General features: G+C 71.2%; 20 protein-coding genes and 1 tRNA gene. 14 read left to right on the forward strand and 7 right to left on the reverse strand.

Annotation, left to right across the window (positions count from 1 at the left end; all coding sequences use genetic code 11):
- The first annotated feature begins 208 nt into the window (after positions 1-208).
- A complete protein-coding gene (locus tag HNQ01_RS07425) occupies positions 209-826 on the forward strand; it encodes a response regulator transcription factor (protein WP_173804724.1) in 618 nt (205 codons plus the stop codon).
- A gap of 166 nt (positions 827-992) precedes the next feature.
- Positions 993-1,382: a DUF2628 domain-containing protein gene (locus HNQ01_RS07430; RefSeq protein WP_173804726.1), complete on the forward strand. Its 390-nt coding sequence runs from the start codon at positions 993-995 to the stop codon at positions 1,380-1,382.
- On the opposite strand, the gene miaB is transcribed toward HNQ01_RS07430, so the two are convergent.
- Positions 1,383-2,753 carry a tRNA (N6-isopentenyl adenosine(37)-C2)-methylthiotransferase MiaB gene (gene miaB, locus HNQ01_RS07435; protein ID WP_173804727.1) on the reverse strand — a complete coding sequence of 457 codons (1,371 nt, stop codon included), beginning with the start codon at positions 2,751-2,753 and terminating at the stop codon, positions 1,383-1,385.
- 99 nt (positions 2,754-2,852) lie between these two features.
- The gene (locus tag HNQ01_RS07440) at positions 2,853-3,308 is read right to left on the reverse strand and encodes a hypothetical protein (RefSeq protein WP_286180567.1); all 456 of its coding nucleotides are present in this window, start codon (positions 3,306-3,308) and stop codon (positions 2,853-2,855) included.
- A 421-nt stretch (positions 3,309-3,729) separates the two neighbouring features.
- Between HNQ01_RS07440 and HNQ01_RS07445 the strand changes: the two genes are divergently transcribed.
- From HNQ01_RS07445 to HNQ01_RS07485, 9 genes are all read left to right on the forward strand, one after another.
- Entirely contained in the window at positions 3,730-4,203 is a 474-nt protein-coding gene (locus HNQ01_RS07445; RefSeq protein WP_286180568.1) for a bactofilin family protein, read from the forward strand.
- On the forward strand, positions 4,200-4,862 hold the full coding sequence (locus tag HNQ01_RS07450) for a tetratricopeptide repeat protein (protein ID WP_173804729.1): 663 nt from the start codon (positions 4,200-4,202) through the stop codon (positions 4,860-4,862). Before HNQ01_RS07445 ends, HNQ01_RS07450 begins: the two co-directional genes overlap by 4 nt.
- A 92-nt stretch (positions 4,863-4,954) precedes the next feature.
- Complete coding sequence (locus tag HNQ01_RS07455; protein WP_173804730.1) at positions 4,955-6,640, forward strand: hypothetical protein; 1,686 nt, start codon at positions 4,955-4,957, stop codon at positions 6,638-6,640.
- 47 nt (positions 6,641-6,687) lie between these two features.
- Positions 6,688-7,224 (forward strand): GTP-binding protein, encoded by a 537-nt coding sequence (locus HNQ01_RS07460; RefSeq protein WP_173804731.1) that lies wholly within the window; start codon positions 6,688-6,690, stop codon positions 7,222-7,224.
- Between the two features lie 49 nt (positions 7,225-7,273).
- Complete coding sequence (locus HNQ01_RS07465; protein WP_173804733.1) at positions 7,274-7,915, forward strand: hypothetical protein; 642 nt, start codon at positions 7,274-7,276, stop codon at positions 7,913-7,915.
- 117 nt (positions 7,916-8,032) lie between these two features.
- Positions 8,033-8,395 carry a roadblock/LC7 domain-containing protein gene (locus tag HNQ01_RS07470; protein ID WP_037479351.1) on the forward strand — a complete coding sequence of 121 codons (363 nt, stop codon included), beginning with the start codon at positions 8,033-8,035 and terminating at the stop codon, positions 8,393-8,395.
- A 32-nt stretch (positions 8,396-8,427) separates the two neighbouring features.
- On the forward strand, positions 8,428-8,919 hold the full coding sequence (locus HNQ01_RS07475; RefSeq protein WP_217427440.1) for a PAS domain-containing protein: 492 nt from the start codon (positions 8,428-8,430) through the stop codon (positions 8,917-8,919).
- Entirely contained in the window at positions 8,916-9,686 is a 771-nt protein-coding gene (locus tag HNQ01_RS07480; RefSeq protein WP_353621658.1) for a phosphate/phosphite/phosphonate ABC transporter substrate-binding protein, read from the forward strand. The genes HNQ01_RS07475 and HNQ01_RS07480 overlap by 4 nt, the downstream gene beginning before the upstream one ends.
- Positions 9,687-9,693: 7 nt before the next feature.
- Positions 9,694-10,848: a FimV/HubP family polar landmark protein gene (locus tag HNQ01_RS07485; RefSeq protein ID WP_173804736.1), complete on the forward strand. Its 1,155-nt coding sequence runs from the start codon at positions 9,694-9,696 to the stop codon at positions 10,846-10,848.
- A 15-nt stretch (positions 10,849-10,863) separates the two neighbouring features.
- Here HNQ01_RS07485 and HNQ01_RS07490 read toward each other — a convergent pair whose 3' ends face one another.
- The 3 genes from HNQ01_RS07490 to cysM all read right to left on the reverse strand — a co-directional run bounded on the left by HNQ01_RS07490 (position 10,864) and on the right by cysM (position 14,170).
- The gene (locus HNQ01_RS07490) at positions 10,864-11,685 is read right to left on the reverse strand and encodes a hypothetical protein (protein WP_173804738.1); all 822 of its coding nucleotides are present in this window, start codon (positions 11,683-11,685) and stop codon (positions 10,864-10,866) included.
- A gap of 25 nt (positions 11,686-11,710) precedes the next feature.
- Entirely contained in the window at positions 11,711-12,925 is a 1,215-nt protein-coding gene (locus HNQ01_RS07495; RefSeq protein ID WP_173804739.1) for an ammonium transporter, read from the reverse strand.
- Between the two features lie 339 nt (positions 12,926-13,264).
- Positions 13,265-14,170 (reverse strand): cysteine synthase CysM, encoded by a 906-nt coding sequence (gene cysM, locus HNQ01_RS07500; protein ID WP_173804741.1) that lies wholly within the window; start codon positions 14,168-14,170, stop codon positions 13,265-13,267.
- 108 nt (positions 14,171-14,278) lie between these two features.
- Between cysM and HNQ01_RS07505 the strand changes: the two genes are divergently transcribed.
- Together HNQ01_RS07505 and HNQ01_RS07510 are read left to right on the forward strand one after the other, a co-directional pair.
- Positions 14,279-14,365 (forward strand) — tRNA-Leu (locus HNQ01_RS07505).
- A gap of 32 nt (positions 14,366-14,397) precedes the next feature.
- On the forward strand, positions 14,398-15,000 hold the full coding sequence (locus HNQ01_RS07510; protein ID WP_173804743.1) for a rhomboid family intramembrane serine protease: 603 nt from the start codon (positions 14,398-14,400) through the stop codon (positions 14,998-15,000).
- 18 nt (positions 15,001-15,018) lie between these two features.
- On the opposite strand, the gene HNQ01_RS22370 is transcribed toward HNQ01_RS07510, so the two are convergent.
- A complete protein-coding gene (locus tag HNQ01_RS22370; protein ID WP_353621660.1) occupies positions 15,019-15,954 on the reverse strand; it encodes an NAD-dependent epimerase/dehydratase family protein in 936 nt (311 codons plus the stop codon).
- A 45-nt stretch (positions 15,955-15,999) separates the two neighbouring features.
- On the opposite strand from HNQ01_RS22370, the gene HNQ01_RS22375 reads away from it, so the two are divergent.
- Positions 16,000-17,028: a CDP-6-deoxy-delta-3,4-glucoseen reductase gene (locus tag HNQ01_RS22375; RefSeq protein ID WP_286180571.1), complete on the forward strand. Its 1,029-nt coding sequence runs from the start codon at positions 16,000-16,002 to the stop codon at positions 17,026-17,028.
- Between the two features lie 111 nt (positions 17,029-17,139).
- Here HNQ01_RS22375 and rpsT read toward each other — a convergent pair whose 3' ends face one another.
- On the reverse strand, positions 17,140-17,445 hold the full coding sequence (gene rpsT, locus HNQ01_RS07525) for a 30S ribosomal protein S20 (protein ID WP_173804748.1): 306 nt from the start codon (positions 17,443-17,445) through the stop codon (positions 17,140-17,142).
- Between the last annotated feature and the right edge of the window lie 40 nt (positions 17,446-17,485).

A 17,485-nucleotide genomic window follows, 5' to 3' on the forward strand; every position in this document is an offset into this window, starting at 1 on the left:
GTCGCGCAGGCTCAACCGTATGGTTGAGGAGGGCGCCATGCGCCGGCTGCCGGTGAATACCCCCCGCGGTGGCCGCAGGCGATCTTGATGTCGCGCAAATCCGCGCTCGCGTCGCGGTACGCAGAATTCCTGCAGGGATCATGCAGTTCCGGTCCGGCCGGACGGGGGGTCCGGTCGCCGGCGACGCAGTCCTGCGGGGAGAACCGACATGACAAGAACCGTGCTGCTGGTCGACGACCATGTGCTGTTTCGCGAGAGCCTGGCGCTGCTGCTGCGCCAGCGCCTGCCGGACCTGCGGGTGCTGGAGGCGGGCTCGCTGCATGTGGCGCTGCGCCAGTGCGAGCTGCATCCGGACCTCGATCTGGTCGTGCTCGACCTGATGCTGCGCGACAGCCGCGGGGCGCTGACGCTCGAGCGCCTGCGCCAGGCGCGGCCTGATGCGGTGGTGGTGGTGGTTTCCGGCGCGATGGACGCCGGCCTGACCGTGGAGGTGCGCCGGCTCGGGGCCCGCGCCTTCCTGTCGAAGGACGTCGGTGCCGAGGAGCTGCTCGAGGTGATGCGCCGCGCGCTGATGATGCCCGCGCCGGCCGCGAACGACGTGCACGAGCCGCTGTCGGCGCGTCAGCGCGAGGTGCTCGACCGGATGATCGAGGGCAAGTCGAACAAGGCCATCTGCCGCGAGCTCGACCTGTCCGAGGCCACCGTCAAGACCCATGTGCAGGCGATCTTCCGCAAGCTCGACGTCAACACCCGCACCCAGGCGGTCATGGCGGCGATCCATCTCGGGCTGCACCAGCCCGGCGCGATGCCGCTGACGGTGGGCTGATCACTGGTACCTGGTGGTTTCTTTTTGTGACGGATTTCGCGCATCCGGCGGCTGAAGGCCGGTGGCAGGCCCCAGGCTGGTGCGCGGCTGCATAGCATGAAGGACGCCCTGGCCGCCGTGGCCACCCAGGGGCGATGCAAAGACAACGAGGACCGGGAGCGGCGAAGTGAAGCAGTACAAGGTGTTCAGGCATCCCTCGGGCGCGCTGGAGAGCGTGCGTCCCGGCTGGTCGTGGTCAGCCTTTCTTCTGGGCTGCTTCTGGGCCTTCACGCTGAAGATGTGGGGCGTGGGCATGGCCGGGCTGGTCGCGCTGGCGCTGGTCGGCGTGCTGGTGCCGATGGAGATGCTCGGTGTCGTCATCTTCGGCGTCGTGCTGCTGCTGTGCCATCTGGCCTACGGCCTGCTGGGGCCGCGCTGGCGCATGCGCCACCTGCTGGGGCGCGGCTACCGTCATGCCGACACGGTCACCGCGCCCGATCCCGAGCGGGCCCTGGCCCTGGCCGCGCGCTACCGCGGCTGGCAGGAAGCGGGCGAGGACGCGCTCGGCGCGCGCTGATCAGGCCACCACCACCTCGCCGCGCAGCGAGTGCGGCAGCGCCGAGGTGATGGTCACGTCGATCATCTGGCCGACCAGACGGGCCGCGTTCGGGCCGCCGGGGAAGTTGACGATGCGGTTGCATTCGGTGCGGCCCATCAGCTCGGTCGGATCCTTGCGGCTCGGTCCCTCGACGAGGATGCGCTGCACGGTGCCCACGCGCGAGGCGCTGATGCGGCGCACGTTCTCCTCGATGGCGGCCTGCAGCTCCTGCAGGCGCGCGAGCTTGACCTCCTGCGGCGTGTCGTCGGGCAGCGCGGCGGCCGGCGTGCCGGGGCGGGCGCTGTAGATGAAGCTGAAGCTGGCGTCGAAGCCGATGTCCTCGATCAGCTTCATCGTGCGGGCGTGGTCCTCGGCCGTCTCGCCGGGGAAGCCGACGATGAAGTCGGTGGACAGGCTGATGTCCGGGCGCACCGCACGCAGCTTGCGGATCGTGCTCTTGTATTCGAGCGTGGTGTAGCCGCGCTTCATCGCCGACAGGATGCGGTCGGCGCCGTGCTGCACCGGCAGGTGCAGGTGGTTGACCAGCTGCGGCACGCGGGCGTAGACGTCGATCAGGCGCTGCGTGAACTCGTTCGGGTGGCTGGTGGTGTAGCGGATGCGCTCGACGCCGGGAATCTCGGCGACGTACTCGATCAGCATCGCGAAGTCGGCGATCTCGCTGGTCTCGCCCATCTTGCCGCGGTAGGCGTTGACGTTCTGGCCCAGCAGCGTGATCTCCTTGACGCCCTGGTCGGCCAGGCCCGCCACCTCGGTCAGCACTTCCTCGAACGGGCGGCTGAACTCCTCGCCGCGGGTGTAGGGCACGACGCAGTAGGAGCAGTACTTGCTGCAGCCCTCCATGATCGAGACGAAGGCCGACGAGCCCTCGACGCGCGCCGGCGGCAGGTGGTCGAACTTCTCGATCTCGGGGAAGCTGATGTCGACCTGCGGGCGGCCGGCGCGCTGGCGGGCCTCGAGCATCTGCGGCAGGCGGTGCAGCGTCTGCGGGCCGAAGACGACATCGACATAGGGCGCGCGCTCGATGATCGCCGCGCCTTCCTGGCTGGCCACGCAGCCGCCGACGCCGATCAGCACGCCCTTCTTCTTCAGGTGCTTGACGCGGCCGAGGTCGCTGAAGACCTTCTCCTGCGCCTTCTCGCGCACCGAGCAGGTGTTGAAGAGGATCAGGTCGGCCTCTTCGGGGTCGTCGGTCGGGGTGTAGCCCTCGGCGGCCTTCATGACATCGGACATCTTGTCCGAGTCGTATTCGTTCATCTGGCAGCCGAAGGTGCGGATGTAGACCTTCTTCTGCGTCGGCGCATCGGTGGGAGCAGGGGTGACGTCGCTCATGATTGCAAGCAAATCGAAACAAAGGAAACCGGCGCGGCCGGGCGGCCGGCCGGCGGAAGGCGTCTGCGGGGAATGCGGGCGGGGGTAGGGCGGGTGCCCTCAGCCGGTGCGCCGGCTCCAGACCTGAGCCACCGGGTCGAGCTGGTAGCGCGCGGCTTCCTCGCGCGAGCGCGGCCAGAAGTTCGCGATCTCGTCGGCACGCAGGATCCAGACGTCGCGCAGCAGCACCGAGCCGTCGAACTGCGGCTCGACGGTGTAGTGCACGGTCATGCGGCGGCCGTCGAGCGCGCCGCTCATCGCCAGCAGGTTGTTCTCGTCGCGGATGCGCGCGCCCGGCGCGAGCCGGGCCGCCTCGCCGTTCAGGCGCACGTCGGGCGCGTCGACGATCAGCAGCGTGCCGCGCAGCGCGTCGGCCGGAAAGGCGCGACGCACCTGCTGCGCACGAGCCGGGCCGCCGGCCAGCGCCAGCAGCGGCAGGGCCAGCATCGCCAGGTGCCGACGGCGGTCGATCGCCACCGGGTGGGGGCGGGGGAGTCGTTCATCACAGCGGGGCATGGTGTGGATCCAGGGGCTGCGTCAGGAAAGGCGCGATCTTAACCGGCGGATCGCCGGCCGGACGGGCCCGGCAGGCAAGGGTCTTGCACGTACCAAAAACAGACGATCAAGGTCAAAAATTGGGCTTCAGCTTCGTTTCATGCGCTTAGGGCAGGTCAATCGGTGAGCCAGCCATGTTCAAATCGAGGATATGCAGGGGGTTTGATGCATTTCTCACGAGTTCAGATCATGTCGGCGGGTCCGACGGGTGGCGCGGGGGCCCGCGGCGCCTTTGCCGATCCCGGGTGCCCCGGGACCGGGGGGGCGGGCTGCGGCCGGCCGGCAGCGCGCGGCGGACTCGTTAACATCGTCCCGGGCCGGACTGCGGCGCATCGGCAACTCCCTGGCGAGCCGGGCTGACTGACCCGATCCTGTTGCAGTCATGGTCGAAGATGCCTTCATGCACAGCACATCCGATACGTTTCATCACCGATCGCGGGGGCCGCACGCCATGCCCATGCACTTCCTCCGGTCCAAGAGGACGGCCGATCCGAAGCTCGAGCGCATCGACTGCCTGCTGGGCGCGGGCACCCGGGTCAGCGGCGACCTGGTCTTCTGCGGCGGGCTGCGCATCGACGGCCGCGTCGAGGGCGACGTCTCGGTCGCGCACATCGAGGCGGGCACGCTGACGGTTGGCGACGAGGGCGTGGTGGCCGGGGACGTGCGGGTCTCGCATCTGGTGGTGTTCGGCTGCATCGAGGGTTCGGTGCATGCCACGGGCCTCGTCGAGCTGCGCGCCGGTGCGCGCATCCGCGGCGATGTCCACTATGGGGCGATCGAGATGCACCAGGGTGCAGTGATCGAGGGGCACCTGATGCGGTGCGGTGGCAAGGCAAGCGGTGGCGGGTGGCAATGAGCGCAGTGCAGGTCTTCCAGGGGTCGATCGACCCGGTGTTCGCGTACATGCGTGCCGGCCGCATCGACTGTCCGCCCGGCGTCGAGCCCGCCGATGCCTGGCGGCATGTCTCCGGGCTGGTCGCGCGCGATCCGCTCGACGTCGAGGCGCATGTGCGCCGGGTGCTGCTGGCCTGCCGGCCGGCGCTGGCCGAGCGGGCCTTCGGTGCGCTGGTCGATCTCTTCCTGGCGCTGGGCGACCGCGGTCGCGGCCTGCGTCGGCTGCTGCTCGATCAGGCCGAGCCCTGGCTCGATCCGCAGGACGCGCACCTGCTGCGCGTGCATCTGGACAGCGGCCTGCCGCGCGGCACGCGGCTGCCGGCGCAGGACTGGTCGCTGCTCGACAGCGCGGTGCTGGGCGCCTCGGCGATGGTCGACCTGCAGCGCCGCGAGGTCGCGCTGGAGACGCCTTTCCAGCAGGCGATGTCGTTACTGGAATACGGCGACCTCGACGGCGCCCGTGGCATGCTTGAGGAAGCACTTCTCGACGCGCCGCAGGACGAGGAAGTCCTGCGCGAGCTGCTGGCGATCTATCGCCACAGCCGTGATGATGCCGCCAAGGCCGTGATGGCCGAGCGGCTGGTCGCGCGCCACGGCGCAGTGCCCGCGGGCTGGGTCTGAAACGCCGAAGGCGTGACGGACCCTGCCTCCACGATCGATCCCTACGACCCTAGAGCCTGTAGTCAGTGGAAGCCTCCAAGCTGCAAACCCGATTGAAGGTTGCCCTTCTTTCCCTGCCGCCGCGCACGCAGGCGGTGCTGGATTTCTTCTTCTCGAGTTCCGGACGCAGCAGTTTTGCGCCGAGCGGCGAGGACATCGCCGACGTGGCCATCTTCGACTTCGACACGCTCGAGTCGCGCCAGCACTGGGAGGCCTTCCGGGCCCGCAGCGGCCGGCCCGGCATCGCGCTGTCGACGCAGCCGCAGCAGCTCGAGGGTGCGCTGTGGGTGCAGAAGCCGGTCACGCCGGCGGCGCTGCTGGCGGCCGCGGCCGATCTGCGCGCCGGCCGCACGGGCGGTGCGGCCGCCGATCCGGCGCCGACGGCCGCACCGGCCCCGGCCCCGCAATGGCAGGAGGTGACTCCGGCCCCGGTGGCCGCGCCCGAACCGATGCCTGAACCGGTGCCCGAGCCGGTCGCCGTGCCCGCACCGGCGCCTGCGCCCGTGCCGGAGGTGGCTGCGGCCCCGGTGCCGCCCGCCGTGCCGGCCCCGCCGGAGGCTCCGGTGCGCCCGGCCAGCTCCGAGCCGGCGGCGCGCCCCGGGGGCCTGGGCGGTCTGCTGCGCAGGATCTTCGGCGGACGCAGCCCAGCCCCGGCGCCTGCGCCGGTCGTGCCGGCCCCGACGCCCGCCCCTGCGGTGCGCCCGGCCGCGGTGCCGGCAGCGGCTCCGGTGGCGGTCGCGCCGGCGGCGAGCGTGCCCGAGGCCCCGGCCGTGCCGGTCGCTGCGCCTGCCGCCGAGCCGGTGCTCGAGTCGGTCGCTCCGGCGGCACCTGCGCCCGCACCGGCGGCGGCGCCTTCGCAGCCGGCACGCCGTCCGGCCGCTGCCGCGCCGGTCGCGAAGGCCCCGGCCGCCAAGGCACCGGCGCCCGCCGCGCCGGCTCCTGCGCCCGCGCCGGTCGCGAGGAAGGAGCCGGAGAAGCCGGCCGTCGGCGCGCCCGCCTTCGATGCCAGCGGCCAGCGCCGCGTGCGTGCGGAGGAGCAGGCCGACGAGGCACGCTACTGCGGCGAGCGTGGCGATCTCGACGCCGCGACGCTGGGCAGCGATGCCTCGCTGCGCTATGACCCGGCGCAGCATCTGGTCGGCGTGCTCAAGGACGCGTTCCAGGTCAGCGGCAAGTGGCAGGTGCCGGCCCACCTCGAGAGCCCGGCCGGCCGCATCACCGTCGACGGCACGACCAACCTGATCTACTGCGAGTTCAGCGCCGAGCAGTTCGCCGCGCTGGCGCGCGCGCCGATCGACAAGCGTCCGAAGACGCGCGCGTTCAGCCGCCAGGAGTTCGCCGACCTGCAGGAGACGCTCACCCGCACCGCGCTGGTGCGCCGGCTCGATCAGGTGCTGTGGCAGACCGCGCTGGAGACCTCGGCCGGGCGCCTGCCCGCTGGCGTCGATCCGGCCGCGACCGTCTACCTCAAGAGCTGGCCGAACCTGACCCGTCTGCACCGCACGCCGCATGCGCTGCGCATCGCCGCGCTGTGGGCCACCCGAGGGGCTTCGCTGCTGGAGACCGCGCAGACCCTGAAGATCGCCCAGCGTCATGTCTTCGCGTTCTACAACGCGGCGCTGGCGCTGGACCTGATCACCGAAGACGGCGGACAGATCCGCAGGCTGCAGCGTGGCGGGGGCAAGTCCAAGGGCAACCGCGGCCTGCTGACCCGCCTGTTCGGCTGGCTGAACAAGTAACGAAGACGTCCCCCCACGCCACACCAGGACGCCCCGGACACATTCCCATGGCCCATACCGACCACAAGATCATCTTCACCGGCCCCGTCGGTGCCGGCAAGACCACGGCGATCGCCTCGATCAGCGACATCGAGCCGATCCGCACCGACGAGCACGCCTCGGACATGACGCAGAAGCGCAAGTCCAACACGACGGTGGCGATGGACTACGGCATGATCCGCCTCGGTCCCAGCGAGAAGGTCCACCTGTACGGCACGCCCGGCCAGGAGCGCTTCGACTTCATGTGGGACATCCTCACCAAGGGCGGGATCGGGCTGGTGCTGCTGCTCGACAACACCCGGCCGACGCCCTTCGAGGACATGCGCTTCTACATCAAGTCCTTCAAGGAGTTCATCGACAGCACGCGCCTGGTCATCGGCGTGACGCAGATGGACGCGCGCGCGACGCCGACGATCGACGAGTACGCCCGCCAGCTCGCCGAGCTCGAGGTGACCGCCCCGATCTTCGAGGTCGACGCGCGCCAGCGCACCGACGTCTCGGTGCTGATCGAGGCGCTGCTGCTGCAGATCGATCCGACCCTCTGATCCTTCCGACTCCCGACTTCCCCGGCGACCTGCGCCGACGCCCGCGCCCATGGATCACTACACGCTCACCGGCGAGTTCTACCTGCACCCGACGCCGGCGGGAGCCTACTACGCCGCGAGCCGGCCGACGCGCGAGCCGGCGCGGACCTTCCTGCAGCGCCTGCTCAGCGAGCCGGAGACGCCGCGGCTGAGCGCCGACCTGGTGCAGGACTGGATGGGCATGAACCAGCAGGATGCGCTCGAGTTCATCTACCGGCTGCAGTCCTCCGGTTTCGTGCAGGGCCTGCCGATGCAGGTCGAGGTGCCGCCGGACTCGATCGAGGCGATGCTGCCGCCGCTGCTGACCCAGCTCTCGGACGAGGGCAAGGCGATCCTGGCCGACAAGCGCGGCCTGTACCTGGGCACCGCCGGCTTCGCGCACGAGACCTCCGAGGAGCTCGCCGCGCTCGGCGGCGACCTCGCCAGCGTGCACGAGCGCCATGCCCGGCTGCTGCACGGCAACATGCGCCTGCGCAGCGACGGCTGGGGCATGGTCAATGCCGCCGGCTGCAGCGAGGTCGGCTTCTGGCCGCTGTACTTCGGCGACGACTACTTCATCCTGATCGTCAGCGGCATGCCGCGCTTCAACCAGGAGGCCTTCACCACGCTGGTGTGGGCGCTGGGCGTGCGCTACGGCCACACCTCGATCTGAGCCGGCTGACCCGGACCACGGGTGATCTCGGGGCGGCGGGGGGCCGCTCCGGCTGCCCGGATCCCTTCCCTCTCCCCTCGACCACCCCAACCCTGACTTTTCCCGAAGGAAACGCCCATGCGTGAAGACCTGCTGAACTCGATCCTGAGCGAACTGAACGGCTCGACCGCCGACATCGAGGCCTCGGCCGTGCTGTCCACCGACGGTCTGATGATGGCCTCGATGCTGCCGGCCGGCATGGACGAGGACCGCGTCGGCGCGATGAGCGCCGCGATGCTGTCGCTGGGTGACCGCACCTCGCGCGAGCTGGCCCGCGGCGAGCTCGAGCAGGTGCTCGTCAAGGGCGCCAAGGGCTATGTGCTGATGACGCACGCCGGTCCCGACTCGGTGCTGACCGCGCTGTGCAAGCCCAATTCCCGCCTGGGCCTGATCTTCCTCGACGTCAAGCGCGCCGCCGACGCCATCAGCAAGGTCATCTGATCGGTCCGCTTCGTGATCGAGGGAATCCGATGATGACCGACATGAACGAGTCCGATCTGGTGCCGGGGGAACGGCGCGAACTGACGATGAGCTACCACGACGGGCGCACCCGTCGGGTGCTGGTCGTCGACCACGAGGTGCCTTATCCGGACGGCAAGCTGATCGTGTCCCGTACCGACACGACCGGCGTGATCACCCATGCCAACCAGGCTTTCGTCGACATGTCCGGCTACGAGCGCGACGAGCTGATCGGCGAGAACCACTGCATCCTGCGTCACCCGGACATGCCGGCGGCCGCGTTCAAGGACCTGTGGGACACCGTCGGCCGCGGCGACAAGTGGCAAGGCTACGTGAAGAACCTGCGCAAGGACGGCGCGCACTACTGGGTCTTCGCCACCGCGATCCCGAACGTGCGCGACGGCCGGGTCGTCGGCTACACCTCGGTGCGCCGCAAGCCCTCGCGCAGCAAGGTCAACGAGTGCATCGCGCTCTACGCCCGCATGCGGGCGGAGGAACTGAAGTGAGCGAGAACGCCGCCACCACGCCGCTGGAGCTGACCGTCAGCCCGGACTTCTCGCCGGAGCACATCGCCGGCTGGTATGTCTTCAACACCTGGCTGCAGCGCCGGCTCGGCGAGCGCATCCATCTGGAGCTGTACGAGGACTTCGCCGCGCAGCGCCAGGCCATCGCCGCCGACAAGATCGACCTGATCTACGCCAATCCCTACGACGCGGCCATGCTGGTGCGCGAGAAGGGCTTCGTCGCGATCGCCGCGCCGAAGGACTGCCCCGACGAGGTGGTCATCGCGGTGCCGGCCGACTCGCCGGCGCAGTCGATCGAGGACCTGCAGCCCGGCCTGCGCCTGGCCGTGACCCGTGATCCGGACGTCAACCTGATCGGCATGATCCTGCTGGAGTCGGCCGACCTGAACCGCGACAACGTCGCCACCACGCCGGTGTCCACCTATGTGGTCCTGGCGCGAACCATGCTTCAGGGCAAGGCCGACTGCGGCTTCTTCCTGAAGGAGGCCTTCGACGACCTGAGCGCGCCGATCCGCCGCCAGCTGCGCCCGCTGATGACCAGCCAGATCAGTCTGGTGCGGCATGTGCTGCTGGTCGGGCCGCGCGCGGCGCACCTGCGCGAGCCGCTGCAGCAGCTGCTGCTCGGCATGGCCGACCCGTCCTCCGACGGGCGTCGCACGCTCGAGGCGCTGGGCCTGAGCGGCTGGGAGAAGCAGGACCAGGAGGACACCGAGTTCATGATCGATCTGATGGACACCTTGATGGTGTGAACGCCCCATGCTGCCTCCTCTGAAGCGCCGACTCCTCCACCTCGCGCTGGCCTGCGCACCGCTGGCGCTGCCGCCGCTGGTGTCGGCCCAGCCCGCGGCGGAGCCGATCGTCGGCGACTCCGCACGGCCTTTCCGCACCACCGTCGAGCAGGACAACCTGTGGGACATCGCAGGGATGGTGGCCCGGCAGGCCGGCGTCAGCCGCCAGCAGGCCATGGTGGCCGTGCTGCGCCGCAATCCGGACGCCTTCGTCAAGGGCAACATCCACCGGCTGCGCCGCGGCGTGCCGCTGACGATGCCCTCGCTGGGCGAGCTGCGCGCGGAGGATCGCGCCGCCTCGGTGGCGCTGGTGGAGGCGCATCTGAAGCTGATGCGTTCGGGAGGCGAGCTGCCGGCGCTGCCCGCGCTCGGTCCGGTGGTCGCGGCGCCGTCGGTGCCGGTCGCGCCGCCTGTGCCGCCGGCCTCGGCCGTCGTGCCCGCGCCGGTCAAGCCGGTGCCTGCGCCCGTGCCCGTTCCCGTGCCTGCGCCGGTCCCGGCCTCGGCTCCCGAAGCGGCCCCCGCGCCGGCGCCGGTGGCCTCAGCGCCCGCGGTGGCCGCAGTGGAGGCATCCGCCTCGGCGGTGGACGCGGTGCCTGCGGCCAGCGGCCCGACGCTGCGACCGGCCGCCGATGCGGCGGCCGAGCCGGGCACGCCGACCGATGGCGGTGCCGCGCTGCGCTGGCTGCCCTGGCTGCTGGGCGCAGGGGCGCTGGCCGGCGGCCTGATCCTGTGGCGTCGCCGCGCCGGCGTGACGCCGGAGGGCGAGGCCCTGCCGACCGTGATGCCGCAGGAGACCGCGCCGCGGCCGTCGGCGCCGCGCAGTCTCGATGTCTCGACCGCCGCGGCCGACATGGCGCGCACCGTCGAGGCCTCGCCGCTGGTGACCGAGCTGGTGCGGGCGCAGGCCGGCGAGACGGACACGGCCGAGGCCGCGGCTCCGGCGTCGTCGCCGGCCGGCTTCGACGATCCGGACCTGCGCGGCGGGCTGCGGGTCGAGATGGCGCGCACCTGCCTGGAGCTCGGCCGCGAGGCCGATGCGCGTGCGCTGCTGCAGGCGGTGCTGCGCGAGGATGCCGGGCGCCATCAGGCCGTCGCGGCGGAAATCCTCGCCCGCATGGGCTGACCGGCTCGGCTCGACTCAGATCAGCCGGCGCGGCGAGAACTGCCGCGCCTGCGGGCTCTGGTCGGCGGCGCGCACCGCGCGCGTCAGCACCTGATCGGCCTCGACCGGGCCGAGCGCCTCGCACAGCGCCATGTACAGCAGGTGAACCACCTGCGACAGATCGGCCGCCGGCAGGTCCAGCACCCAGTGCGACTGCAGCGGGCGCGCCCACAGCTCGCGCAGCGTGCGCCGCAGCGACGGCGCCAGGCGCATCGTCTCGAGCAGGTCGAGCGCGCTGTCGCCCAGATCCTTCAGCGCGCCGGGATGGAAGCGCTGCACCTCGGCCAGCGCGCTGCGGACCAGCTCGGCGCAGACCGCCTGCTCGGCCGGCAGCGGCGAGGCGGCCGGAGCCGCCGGGGTCGCCGGCGCGGCGTTCGGGCGCGCCGCCGGCAGGGTGGGCGGCGCGACGGGGGGGCCCGCGGCCTCCAGCGCCGCGGCCACCGGATTGATCGTCGGCCGCGCGGCCGGCGCTGCCGGAGCGGGCGCCGCCGGAGTGGCGACCGCCGGGGCGGGCGCGGCCGCGGGCGGATGCATCAGCGGCCACGGGTCCATCGGCAGCTGGTCCTCGGGCAGCCGCAGCGCCTTGTAGAAGGCCTCGTAGAGCTTCTTGCGCGCGGCCGGATCGATGGCATGCCGCTCGGCCACCTGATCGATGTAGCGGATGATGTCCGCGACCCCGTCGCCTCGCATCGACTGGTGCTGCAGGCGCAGCGCGTCGAGCAGCGCGTCCTCGTCGAGCACAGGGGAGAGGACCGCGCAGGCGGCGCGGCGACGCAGGGACAGGGCTTCTGTGGCCATCGGATCAGGTGGGGTGGACAGGGACTCAGGATTCCTTGTGCAGCTGTCCCGGCGAATCCTGGAACTCGGGATAGCCGATCTCGTGGTGCTCGGTGTAGTCGAGGCCGCGCTGCTCGTTGAGCGTCGGCGCGCGCAGGCCGATCAGCCGGTCGACCAGCTTGAACAGCAGCCAGGCCACCGGGAAGGCCCAGGCGAAGGCAGCGAAGGCGCCCAGCAGCTGCACCAGCACGCGCGAGCCGCTGAACAGGTCGCCCTGGTAGAACAGGCCGGCGGCCAGCAGGCCCCAGACGCCGCCGAGGCCGTGCACGGCGACCGCGTCGACGGTGTCGTCCACCCGCAGGCGGCGCAGCGCCTCGGCGCCCCAGGTGGCCAGCACGCCGGCGACCAGGCCGGTCAGGATCGCGAAGCCCGGGCTCATCGTCGCGGCACCGGCCGTCAGCGACACCAGGCCGCACAGGCTGCCGTTGACCGAGGCGCTCATCAGCACCGGCCGGCCAGTCAGGCGCATGAAGGCCAGCGCGCCCAGGCCGCCGGCGCAGCCGCCCAGGTAGGTCGACAGCAGCACGGTGCCGAGCTGGCCGCTCTCCAGGCTGCCGATCGAGCCGCCGTTGAAGCCGAACCAGCCCAGCCACAGGATGAAGCCGCCGAGCGCGACCATCGGCAGGTTGTGGCCGGGAATGTCGCGCACCTCGCCGCCGCGGCCGAAGCGGCCCAGGCGCGGCCCCAGCACCAGCAGGCCCGCCAGCGAGCACCAGGCGCCGATCGAGTGCACCGCGCCGTCGCCGGCCAGGTCGACGAAGCCCATCGTCTTCAGCCAGCCCGACGGGTTCCAGGCCCAGTGCGCGTAGACCGGGTAGATCAGCAGCGACATCAGCAGCGTGAAGGCCAGGTAGGCGCCATAGCGCATGCGTTCGGCCACCGCGCCGGAGACGATGCTGACCGCGGTGGTCGCGAACATCATCTGGTAGAGCAGGCCGACCGCATCGAAGGCCTTCAGGCCGTCGGGCGCGAACAGGCTCGCGCCGATCAGGCCGCCCTGGCTGCTGCCGAAGGCCAGCCCGTAGCCCGCCACCCAGAAGCCCACCCCGACCAGGCAGGTGCCGAGGTAGATCTTCATGATCACGTTGATCGAGTTCTTGGCCCGCGACAGGCCGCCCTCGACCAGCGCGAAGCCGGCCTGCATGAAGAAGACCAGGGCGGCGCAGATCGCCACCCAGGCCATGTTGATCAGTTCGTTCATCGTGAGGTTCACCCGCAGTCTTGAAGAGGCTCGCACTCCGGTGGTGCGAGTCGTCGGAACCTGACGAATCGCAATTGCAGTGCCAAGCATGGCTCATCGCGGGAGCTCTCCGTCTCGGGACTTCGACGGAGGGCCCGCAAGAACGGGGTGGTTCCAATGCACGAATCAGCCGATCGGCGCGAGGATCTGCCAGATCCGGCCGGTCGGCCTGCACCGGTTGCGATCATCGCGACGCCCCGTGATGGTGTGTCGCGTCGAGTGCGGGCGAGCTCTCATGGTGCGTCGCGCACCATGATGGGGCTGTCTGGGCGGGTCGGGCTGCCGGGGGCGCGGCCCGGCTCAGGCCGGGAAGACGCCGGTGGAGAGGTAGCGGTCGCCGCGGTCGCAGACGATGAAGACGATGGTGGCGTTCTCGACCCGGGCCGAGACCTGCAGTGCGGCCCAGCAGGCGCCGGCGGCCGAGATGCCGGCGAACAGGCCTTCCTCGCGCGCCAGGCGCCGGGCCATGTCCTCGGCGTCGGCCTGCGACACCAGCAGCATCTCGTCGACGCGCCGCGGCTCGTAGATCTTCGGCAGATAGGCCTCGGGCCACTTGCGGATGCCGGGAATGCGCGAGCCCTCGGAGGGCTGCGCGCCGACGATGCGCACCTGCGGGTTCCTCTCCTTCAGATACTGCGAGGTGCCGGTGATGGTGCCGGTGGTGCCCATCGCGCTGACGAAGTGGGTGACGCGGCCCTCGGTGTCGTTCCAGATCTCCGGGCCGGTGGTCTCGTAGTGGATGCGCGGGTTGTCGAGGTTGGCGAACTGGTCGAGCACGCGGCCCTTGCCGTCGCGCTCCATCTGCTCGGCCAGGTCGCGGGCGTATTCCATGCCGCCGGCCTTCGGCGTCAGGATCAGCTCGGCGCCGAAGGCCTTCATCGTCTGCGCGCGCTCGATCGACAGGTCCTCCGGCATGATCAGCACCATGCGGTAGCCGCGCACGGCCGCCGCCATCGCCAGCGCGATGCCGGTGTTGCCGCTGGTGGCCTCGATCAGCGTGTCGCCCGGGCGGATGTCGCCGCGCTCCTCGGCGCGACGGATCATGCTGATGGCCGGGCGGTCCTTGACCGAGCCGGCCGGGTTGTTGCCTTCGAGCTTGGCGAGGATGACGTTGCCGCGTCGCGCGGCCTCCTCGCCGGGCAGGCGCTGCAGCCGCACCAGCGGGGTCGCGCCGATGACGTCCTCGACGGTCTTGTAGTCAGGCATCTTCTCTCCTTGGGATCCGGGGTCCGGGCGATTGTGGCAGCAAGGGCCGGCGCGCGTGGGCGCCATGCCATAATCGCCGCCGCGCAACCGACGCACCCCTTCTCTCCCGCCGGAGTGGCGAAATCGGTAGACGCAGTGGATTCAAAATCCACCGCCCTCACAGGCGTGCCGGTTCGAGTCCGGCCTCCGGCACCATTCCCTCCCCCCAGCGCTGCCCACCGGTCGACATGCCCCAGCTCCCGCCCGTCACGAAGGCCCTGATGCTGATCTGCACCGCGATGTACTGCGTGCAGATGCTCACCGGCTACTGGGTCGAAGTCCTGTTCGCGCTCTGGCCGGTCGCCACCGACGCGTTCATGCCGTGGCAGCTGATCACCTACGCCTTCCTCCACGGCAGCGTCGGTCATCTGTTCTTCAACATGCTCGGCCTGTGGATGTTCGGCTCGGAGCTCGAGCTGATCTGGGGCCGCCAGCGCTACTTGCAGTTCCTCGGCGCCAGCGCGCTGGCCGGCGGCCTGACGCAGCTGCTGGTCGTCAGCCTGGGCCTGCCCTCGGGGCCGACGCTGGGTGCCTCGGGCGCGCTCTACGGTCTGCTGATGGCCTTCGGGATGATGTTCCCGGAGCGCACGATCATGCCGCTGTTCCCGCCGATCCCGATGAAGGCCAAGGTCTTCGTGCTGGTCTTCGGCGGCATGGAGCTGCTGTTCGGCCTGGTCGGCGGCGGCGGCGTGGCGCACTTCGCCCACCTCGGCGGCATGCTGGGGGGCTGGCTGATGATGCGCTACTGGCGCGGCCAGCCGCCGTTCCCGTCGCGCAAGCGCCGACGCTGAGCGGATCGGCCCGCGCGTTCAGGCCAGCAGCCCGCTCGCCACGCTCGGGTGGCGCAGCGCCAGCCGCAGCTCGTCCTTCAGGCGCCGGTTGACCAGCTGGCGCGACTCCGACAGGAAGCTCATCTGCATCGGCGAGAGCCGCTGCACCGCCTCGGCGCGGCCGATGCGCGGCGGCCGCGGCAGCCCGCACAGGTCGGCGGCCAGATCGAAGTAGTCGCCCATCCTCAGCTCGGTGTCGTCGCAGGCGTGGATCACCCGCTGCGGCCGCCCGCGCAGCAGCGCGGCGACGCAGGCGCGCGCCAGGTCGTCGGCATGGATGTGGTTGGTGTGCACGTCGTCCTCGGCGCGCAGCACCGGCGTGCCGCGCAGCAGCCGCTCGCGCGGGTGGCCGCCGGGGCGGTCGCCGGCGTAGATGCCGGGAATGCGCAGGATGGTCGCCTTCAGCCGGCCGCCGCGGCCGGCCTGGCGCAGCCGCGCCTCGGCGGCGACACGCCGGCGCGCCCGATCGCTGGCCGGCGCGACCGGGCGGGTCTCGTCGAAGCGCGCGCCCGCGCAGTCGCCATAGACGCCGGTGGTGCTGCCGTAGACCAGCCGGTGGCCGCCCGGCGGCGCGCGGCGGGCCAGCGCCTGCAGAAGGTGCGCGGTGCGCGGGTCGTCCGCGCCGTGGCCCGGCGGTGGCGCCAGATGCAGCACCCTCGGCGCCAGCGCGCCCAGCCGGCGCAGCGTGGCGGGCTCATCCAGGTTGCCGACGAGCGGCCGGATGCCCAGCGCGCGCAGCGCCGGCACGCGCGCGGCGTCCGAGGTCAGCGCGATCAGGCGCCAGCGCGGGTCCAGCAGGCGGGCCACGCGCTGGCCGACATCGCCGCAGCCGACGATCAGCAGGCGCGGGCGCCGCAGCAGGCGGGTCGCCGCGGCAGGGAGGGCAGGGCGCGGGCCCCGGTGGTGGTGCGGCACAATCTCGCCCCGTGGTGATGTGATGACAACCCCGAAGGATAAGAGATGAATTTCACCGTGACCGTCCAGCCCTCCGGCCGCCAGTTCGAGGTCGCGCGCGACGAGGTCATGCTGCCCGCGGCGATCCGCCAGGGCATCGGTCTGCCCTACGGCTGCAAGGACGGCGCCTGCGGCTCGTGCAAGAGCCGCCTGCTCGAGGGCCGGGTGATCCACGGCGCGCACCAGCTCAAGGCGCTCAGCGCCGAGGAGGAGGCCGCCGGCCTGATCCTGAGCTGCTGCGCCACGCCGCAGACCGACTGCGTCGTCGAGTCGCGCCAGGTCACGGCCGCCGACCAGTTCCCGGTGCTGAAGATGCCCACGCGGGTGATCTCGATCACGCGCGCGGCCGACGACGTCGCGGTGCTCAGGCTGCAGCTGCCCGCCAACCAGCCCTTCCAGTACCACGCCGGCCAGTACGTCGACTTCCTGCTGCGCGACGGTGCGCGCCGCAGCTACTCGATGGCCACCGCCCCGTCGCTGGCGCAGGGTGCGATCGAGCTGCACATCCGCCACATGCCGGGCGGGCGCTTCACCGACCATGTCTTCGGCGCGATGAAGGAGAAGGAGATCCTGCGCATGGAAGGGCCCTTCGGCAGCTTCTGGCTGCGCGAGGACAGCGCCAGGCCGGTCGTGCTGCTGGCCTCGGGCACCGGCTTCGCGCCGATCAAGGCCTTGATCGAGCAGATGGAGGTCAAGGGCCTGACGCGGCCGGCCGTGCTGTACTGGGGCGCACGCAGGGCGGCCGATCTCTACCTGCGCGACTGGGCCGAGGCCGCCGCCGCGCGGCTGCCGTGGCTGCGCTTCGTGCCGGTGCTCTCCGAGCCCGATGCGGACTGGAGCGGGCGCACCGGCCTGGTCCATCAGGCGGTGATGGCGGATCTGCCCGACCTGTCGGGCCATCAGGTCTATGCCTGCGGTGCGCCGGTGATGGTGCAGTCGGCGCAGCGCGACTTCGTCGCGGCCTGCGGTCTGCCGGAGGAGGAGTTCTTCGCGGACGCCTTCACCAGCGAGGCGGACAAGGTGGCAGGCGCCTGAGGCGGCCTGTTCGCGGAGCCCGGCCCGGGGCTCCGGCCTGCGGGCCGGAGCCTCAAAGCAAAAGGCCCGCTTGCGCGGGCCTTCGGCTGGGATCCACCCGGATCAGCTGATTCAGGCGGCGGCCGGAGCCAGGGCCTTGATCTTGGCCGACAGGCGGCTCTTGATGCGCGAGGCCTTGTTCTTGTGGAAGATGCCCTTGTCGGCGATCGAGTCGATCACGGCCTGGGCGGTCTTGAAGGTGTCGCCAGCCTTGGCCTTGTCGCCGGTGGCGACGGCCTTCAGCACGCCCTTGATGGCGGTGCGGAACTTCGAGCGCAGCGCGGTGTTGGCGGCGTTCAGCTTGACGTCTTGACGCGCACGCTTGCGACCCGAGGCAATGCGGACGGTCTTCTTCTTGGCTTTGGAAGAGGTGGCCATGGTGTGTTTCGTGTTCCGGGTGGAGGAAAGCCTAGCAGTA

The organism is Sphaerotilus uruguayifluvii (assembly GCF_013294065.1).
Lineage (GTDB): Bacteria > Pseudomonadota > Gammaproteobacteria > Burkholderiales > Burkholderiaceae_C > Sphaerotilus > Sphaerotilus uruguayifluvii.